Annotated in this window: 6 protein-coding genes and 1 pseudogene; 3 read left to right on the top strand and 4 right to left on the bottom strand. The window is 56.2% G+C overall.

Annotation, left to right across the window (positions count from 1 at the left end):
• Nucleotides 1-369, top strand: a pseudogene (locus QNK41_RS01625) (mechanosensitive ion channel domain-containing protein); the annotation flags it as partial.
• 106 nt (nucleotides 370-475) lie between these two features.
• On the opposite strand, the gene QNK41_RS01630 reads toward QNK41_RS01625, so the two are convergent.
• The 4 genes from QNK41_RS01630 to QNK41_RS01645 all read right to left on the bottom strand — a co-directional run bounded on the left by QNK41_RS01630 (nucleotide 476) and on the right by QNK41_RS01645 (nucleotide 4,291).
• Complete coding sequence (locus QNK41_RS01630; protein WP_319253068.1) at nucleotides 476-1,117, bottom strand: DUF3047 domain-containing protein; 642 nt, start codon at nucleotides 1,115-1,117, stop codon at nucleotides 476-478.
• Between the two features lie 62 nt (nucleotides 1,118-1,179).
• Nucleotides 1,180-2,844 carry a glucose-6-phosphate isomerase gene (gene pgi / locus QNK41_RS01635; protein ID WP_319253070.1) on the bottom strand — a complete coding sequence of 555 codons (1,665 nt, stop codon included), beginning with the start codon at nucleotides 2,842-2,844 and terminating at the stop codon, nucleotides 1,180-1,182.
• A 170-nt stretch (nucleotides 2,845-3,014) separates the two neighbouring features.
• Complete coding sequence (locus QNK41_RS01640) at nucleotides 3,015-3,659, bottom strand: DUF599 domain-containing protein (protein WP_319253072.1); 645 nt, start codon at nucleotides 3,657-3,659, stop codon at nucleotides 3,015-3,017.
• A gap of 455 nt (nucleotides 3,660-4,114) precedes the next feature.
• Nucleotides 4,115-4,291 (bottom strand): hypothetical protein, encoded by a 177-nt coding sequence (locus QNK41_RS01645; RefSeq protein WP_319253074.1) that lies wholly within the window; start codon nucleotides 4,289-4,291, stop codon nucleotides 4,115-4,117.
• 69 nt (nucleotides 4,292-4,360) lie between these two features.
• Between QNK41_RS01645 and QNK41_RS01650 the strand changes: the two genes are divergently transcribed.
• Nucleotides 4,361-4,624, top strand: coding sequence for a universal stress protein (locus tag QNK41_RS01650; RefSeq protein ID WP_319253076.1), 264 nt, complete (start codon nucleotides 4,361-4,363; stop codon nucleotides 4,622-4,624).
• Between the two features lie 180 nt (nucleotides 4,625-4,804).
• Nucleotides 4,805-5,738 (top strand): hypothetical protein (locus QNK41_RS01655; RefSeq protein ID WP_319253078.1); only part of this gene is annotated, 934 nt, incomplete at its 3' end.

A 5,738-nucleotide genomic window follows, 5' to 3' on the forward strand; every position in this document is an offset into this window, starting at 1 on the left:
CTGAACAACATCGGCATTACCTACGACACACCGCCGGAGAAGATCGAACGGGCCGTGGCCATCATCCGGGAGATCATTGCCGATCACGAGGGCATGCACCCGGATTTCCCTCCACGGGTCTACTTCAACGGCTTCAATGACTGGAGCCTGAACATCCTGGTTCTCGCTTGGTACCATCCCCCCGAGTACTGGGATTTCCAGGAATGGGTCCAGCGCACCTGCCTGGAGATCACCCGGTGCTTTTCGGCAGAAGGGATCGATTTCGCCTTTCCCACCCGAACCCTGCACCTGGCCAACGACACCAAACGGCAGCTCAAGGTCGAATGGCTCGAAAAAGGCGACGTTCCTTCGATGGGGACTAACGGTTGAGGCGGTAGTATAGGAAGAACGTCGTTTAAAAAAAGGAACGGGTTTTGCTAATTGCTCTGGCTGACCTAATGCCATTCTCATGGGGCAGGAACCGCCCGCTATATTATCACTCTCTCGAGAAGTAAATATCCCCATACCAGGCAATGGCCGCCTGCTGGCTGTTATCCGTGTCAGTCATGATGGCAACCGCGTCGATGGAGCTGATATCGTCATTGAAGCACTGTTTGAAATCGGCCCGCACATCACGCCGTTCGGTTGCCCAGCCGGCGCCTTTTTCGGATTGCAGCGCCATGACTTGGGCGTTTTTGGTAAAGGCATTTTCCCACGTGCTGCCGGTTGGCTGGCTACTTGACCAGACATAAATCAGAGTTCTCGTGCGCCAGAAGGCGATGCCGCCGGAGACGATGACATAGACCCGGGCCGGATAATCGTCACCGGCTTTGGTTCGTTCATCGATTCCGGGCAGGACATCGTCGACCCGCCAGGACCAGTTCAGGTAAGGCAGCTTTTCAAGATCGACCCGAAGCTCCCGTACGAGCCCCGAAGCGGTGCCCTTGCTGTCGGCTTCCAGCACCTGGCGGCCATCCTGCGCCACCAATCGATAGCGGGTCGTCCCCTGGAATGTTTGGTTTTTCCAGCCATCCAGGTCGCCGTCGCTGAAATTGCCGACTGTCACATTCATCGCGACCGCGAGGGCGGCAACCGACCAGTATCCGGCAAACAGCAACATCGGCAGGGCTTTCTTCACGGTGTTCTCTCCTTTGTCATCACCCGATCGCCGGTTTGCGTGGATGGGGTGTGAAGGAATCATCAACGCCCGCCCTTGAGCCGGCGGTAGCGCCGGATGAGGGCGTTGGTCGAGTTGTCATGCGTCAGCTGCGGCTCGTTAACATCCTCAAGTTCGGGGGTCGTCCGCTGGGCCAGCACCTTGCCCAGCTCGACGCCCCACTGATCGAACGAGTCGATGTTCCAGACGGCGCCCTGGGTGAAGACGCTGTGCTCGTAGAGCGCAACCAGTATCCCCAGCGTCTCCGGTGTCAGACGCTTGACCAGAATGGTGTTGGTGGGGCGATTGCCTTCGAAGACTCGGTGCGGCGCGAGCCATTCCGGCATGCCCTCGGCCTTGACTTCGTCCGCTGTCTTGCCGAAAGCCAGCGCCTCGGTCTGGGCGAACAGGTTCGACATCAGCAGGTCGTGGTGGTTGGCGATCGGATTCAGGCTCTGACAGAAGCCGATGAAGTCGCAGGGGATCAGCCGGGTCCCTTGATGGATCAGCTGATAGAACGAGTGCTGACCGTTGGTACCGGGCTCGCCCCAGCAAATGGGTGCGGTTTGGTACGCGACGCGCGTGCCATCAAGGGTGACCTGTTTGCCGTTGCTCTCCATGGTCAGCTGCTGCAGGTAGGCGGGAAAGCGGTTGAGGTACTGGTCGTAAGGCAGCACCGCAACCGTCTGCGCATCCAGAAAGTTGGTGTTCCACACCGTCAGCATTCCCATGAGCACGGGCAGGTTCTGCGCGAATGGCGCGCTGCGGAAGTGCTGGTCCATGGTGTGAAAACCGGCCAGCATCGCATAAAAGTTCTCGGATCCGATGGCAATCATGGTCGACAGGCCGATGGCCGAGTCCATGGAGTAGCGACCGCCGACCCAATCCCAGAAACCGAACATATTGGCGGGATCGATTCCGAATTGCGACACGCCGTCGGCGTTGGTCGACACGGCGACAAAGTGCCTGGCCACGGCCCGCTCGTCGCTGAGTTGGCGCAGGCTCCAGGCGCGGGCGGTGTGCGCGTTGGTCAGTGTCTCGAGCGTCGTGAATGTCTTGGAACAAACGATGAACAGGGTTTCCGCCGGGTCGAGATCACGGGTGGCTTCGGCAAAGTCGGTGCCGTCCACATTGGAGATGAAGCGGAATGTCAGGTCGTGCTGGCTGTAATGGCCCAGCGCCTCATAAGCCATCACCGGGCCGAGATCGGAGCCGCCGATGCCGATGTTTACGATATTGCGGATACGCTTGCCGGTGTATCCTTGCCACTCGCCGCTGCGGACCCGGTGGGCGAATTCGGCCATCTGTTTGAGCACCGCGTGCACCTCGGGTACGACATCCAGACCATCGACGACGACCCGACCGGTTTCGGGCACGCGCAGGGCAGGGTGGAGCACGGCCCGTTTTTCGGTCTCATTGATCGGCTCGCCGCTGAACATCGCATCGATGCGCTCTCGTAGGCCGCACTCCTCGGCCAGTCCCATCAGCAGCCCCATGGTTTCGTCGGTGACCCGGTTTTTGGAATAGTCCAGGTAAATGCCCCCGGCTTCAACGGCCAGACGCTCGCCGCGGCCAGGATCGTCGGCGAAGAGCTGCCGCAGATGCAGATCACCGATCGTGGCGTGATGGGCCTCAAGTGCCTTCCAGGCCGGGCGTTGGGTCAGGGCTCGGCCCGTCGCACCCTTTTGTTTCGATGGATTGCTTTGCATGTTTCTGCCCCCTGTTTATAGCCCCGCAATTTGCAGCAAGGCTGTTGAGATAACGATTGTGTTTGCCACGCTGGGGTCTATTCGACCCTGCCGATTTAAGTGATTGGCAAAATATGGACGAGCAGCCAAAGAAAAGCCATAACGATGAGATGCCGAATATTCAAAGTGGGTTACGCCTCGCGATCCAGACGATATACAATGGCAACCAAAATCAGGTTGCCCGCCAACATCCAGACCGGACCGAACAGCCACAAGGCCAGCGGCACCGACAGGTAAAAGCCACGCATGCCGATCGTGTAATGCAGCGCGCCGTGATTGAGCACCTGGGTAACCGCTTCGGCCGAGACGGTCGCATCGTTTGACTGAAACGTGTTGATCATAAACCCGACGTGATTGTAGTAGCGGATGCACAGCGAAAAATTAAAAAAAGTGACGAAAAATAGGATGCCCAGCAGCATCAGTTTGAACATCCACAAGGCTTCGGTTTTTGTTCCCAGCAGATTGAGCGTATGGGAGGCTTCCATGAAGACGCCCGGTCGGAAAGCGGCACTGAACGACCCCAGACTGATAAGAATCGCCGTGGATGCCAAAAATGTGGCCGCTATAACCTGATTTCGCAGCGTCTGCACCGCCAGGATGTCGCGCTTGTCTCTGATGATCCCTTCGACCCACATGTGTCGTGCGTGATTGGTAATGCCAATGGCCGTGGTCAGGGGGTCCCGGTGGACTTTTACGTAAAGATGCATGTGATAGACGAAAGAAACCACGGCGGTCGAAATCACCAGAATGGTTTCGTACAGCGAGATCGTGGACATATCATGCTTTCGGCTGGTAATCTGTTTAATTACGGGGGTGAACATTCGAAATTTGATCTGCCGTTATCCTGCAGCAATGTTCACGGGTGAGCATCATCCTGAAGAAAAATGAACCGATATCAATCATGATGATGATCCGTGAGAATTTTGCTGATATTGGCGCCGAAAAAAGAATATTTTTCAGATAAATAATGCTTGCCACAAGCCTATCCCATCCGCACATTTTTGTGCAATAACAAAAAACAGGGTCTTTTTGATCAGCATGTTCGTTGGCAGACAGTCAGTGGGTTTTTTTGATCGTCATGGCATTTCTGGTTGTGCTTGCCATTGTCCTGTTTGCATGGTTTAAAAAATAAAATGGCTCTGAAAGCGATCATGAAGGCACCGCTATTGACGGGAACAGGTGGGCGAATCTTCGGCAGATTTAACAAAAAAGGTGAGCCTGCCGGGAACCATCAGACGTTCAGATACGAGGAGGCATCCTGAAGAAAATTAAAAGGATTCTGGCTGCGTGCGACCTCTCCGCCCACACCGGCGACGTTCTCGATACGGCCATCGGCCTCGCCGACAGCCTCGACGCCGGCCTGCTGGTGGTCAATGTAATCAACCAGAGGGACATGGACAGCATGCAAGAAGCCCTCGAAAAGATCGCATTTGGCTATGAGAATGTTCCTATTTCCCTGGCTTAGTACCGGGCGGACATGGAGAGCGAGCGGCTGCAGTCCCTGCGTGAGGCGCTTGAAAATGTCGGTGATGCCGGCCGAGAATGGGATTGCCTGATCAAGATCGGCGTTCTCTTTCAGGCGATCATGGAAACCATCGCTCAGAAGCAGGCCGATCTGGTGGTCATGGGAACCAAGGGCAGGTCGAACCTAAGCGACGTGCTGCTCGGATCCACCGCGGAACGGTTGTTCCATCGCTGCCCGGTACCACTGCTCAGTGTCAGAATCAGCGGCCGGGGTTGAACACCAAGCGGATGGATGCTCGAGTCCACGAAGGGTTTTCGACCGGAAACATCAGGAAGATTGGGTAAGATCGGGGCCCGCAGGCCGAGACCGCCAGCAGCGTCGTCTGCATGGCGGGTTTCGGGGACAAGCGGTATCCGTTCCCTTACTGGGGAATAACAGCGAAAGGATATACGGCATTTGAAAACTGCAATCAAACTTCTGGTCGTTTTGGCCAATGGTCGATGGGGACTTCTTCTTACTATTTTTTTGCTGCTGAACGGGTCGGCAGCCCATGCCCGCGTGGATGCTCCAGGATCGAACCCCGCGCCGTCCCAATATACCGACCTGAAACAAACCGTTCAGGCGGCTCTCCGGGCGGAAAAGAAAAACCTCTCGAGTATCGAAAAAAGCCTTCAAGAACACGAAACCCGATCTCGTGTCCTGATTGCCGAACTCGACCTCCAAAAAATTCAACTATCGACCATCAGCCACCTGCTGCTGACACCCGAGGCCCGCGTCGACGACCTTGAAAAAGCCTCGCTTGGCATTCGAACCACCATTGAAAAGCTGGATGGCAGTCAAGCCGAGTTGAAAGAGCGATTGGATGCCGTGCAGAAACTTGCACAGCAGCTGACCGATGAGAAAGCATCTGCCGAGCAGCAGCTTGAGGTCCTGAAAACGGATAAAGACCATACCCCGGAGACGCAGGCGTTAATTAGTGACTTGGACGCCCTGATTCGCATCCAGGGGCAGCGGGGTGAGATGCTGGAACAATTGCAGACCGGCTACGTCGACCTGATCGCCAGGGTCGGCGAAACCCGTCATGGATTTGTGGACCTGGCGCAAAAATTCAGCTTGGGGATACAGGAAAAAAAGCACGTAGACCTCTTTCAGAGAACCGTCAACCCACTCATCGGCCTCGGATGGAAAAACATCGGGGGCGAACTGAAGCAGTTGGGGGAACAGATCCGCAAAATCGGCTCCCTGGAGTATTGGCTCGCCCTGGGAACCGATCTGCTTGCCAGCCGGGGGCTGCTGCCAGTAACCTCGGTAATGCTTTACCTGCTGACCCTGATTTTGATCATGCGCCTGCGGCGCTTCTGCCGGCAACTCAAAGACAAACCCTTCGGTG

This window comes from Desulfosarcina sp. (genome assembly GCF_033791525.1).
In the GTDB taxonomy this organism is placed as follows: Bacteria; Desulfobacterota; Desulfobacteria; order Desulfobacterales; family Desulfosarcinaceae; genus Desulfosarcina.

Excerpts from the sequence above, each read along its gene's own strand:
- pgi (WP_319253070.1), bottom strand. The coding sequence starts at position 2,844 with ATGCAAAGCAATCCATCGAAACAAAAGGGTGCGACGGGCCGAGCCCTG.
- QNK41_RS01640 (WP_319253072.1), bottom strand. The coding sequence starts at position 3,659 with ATGTCCACGATCTCGCTGTACGAAACCATTCTGGTGATTTCGACCGCC.
- QNK41_RS01650 (WP_319253076.1), top strand. The coding sequence starts at position 4,361 with ATGGAGAGCGAGCGGCTGCAGTCCCTGCGTGAGGCGCTTGAAAATGTC.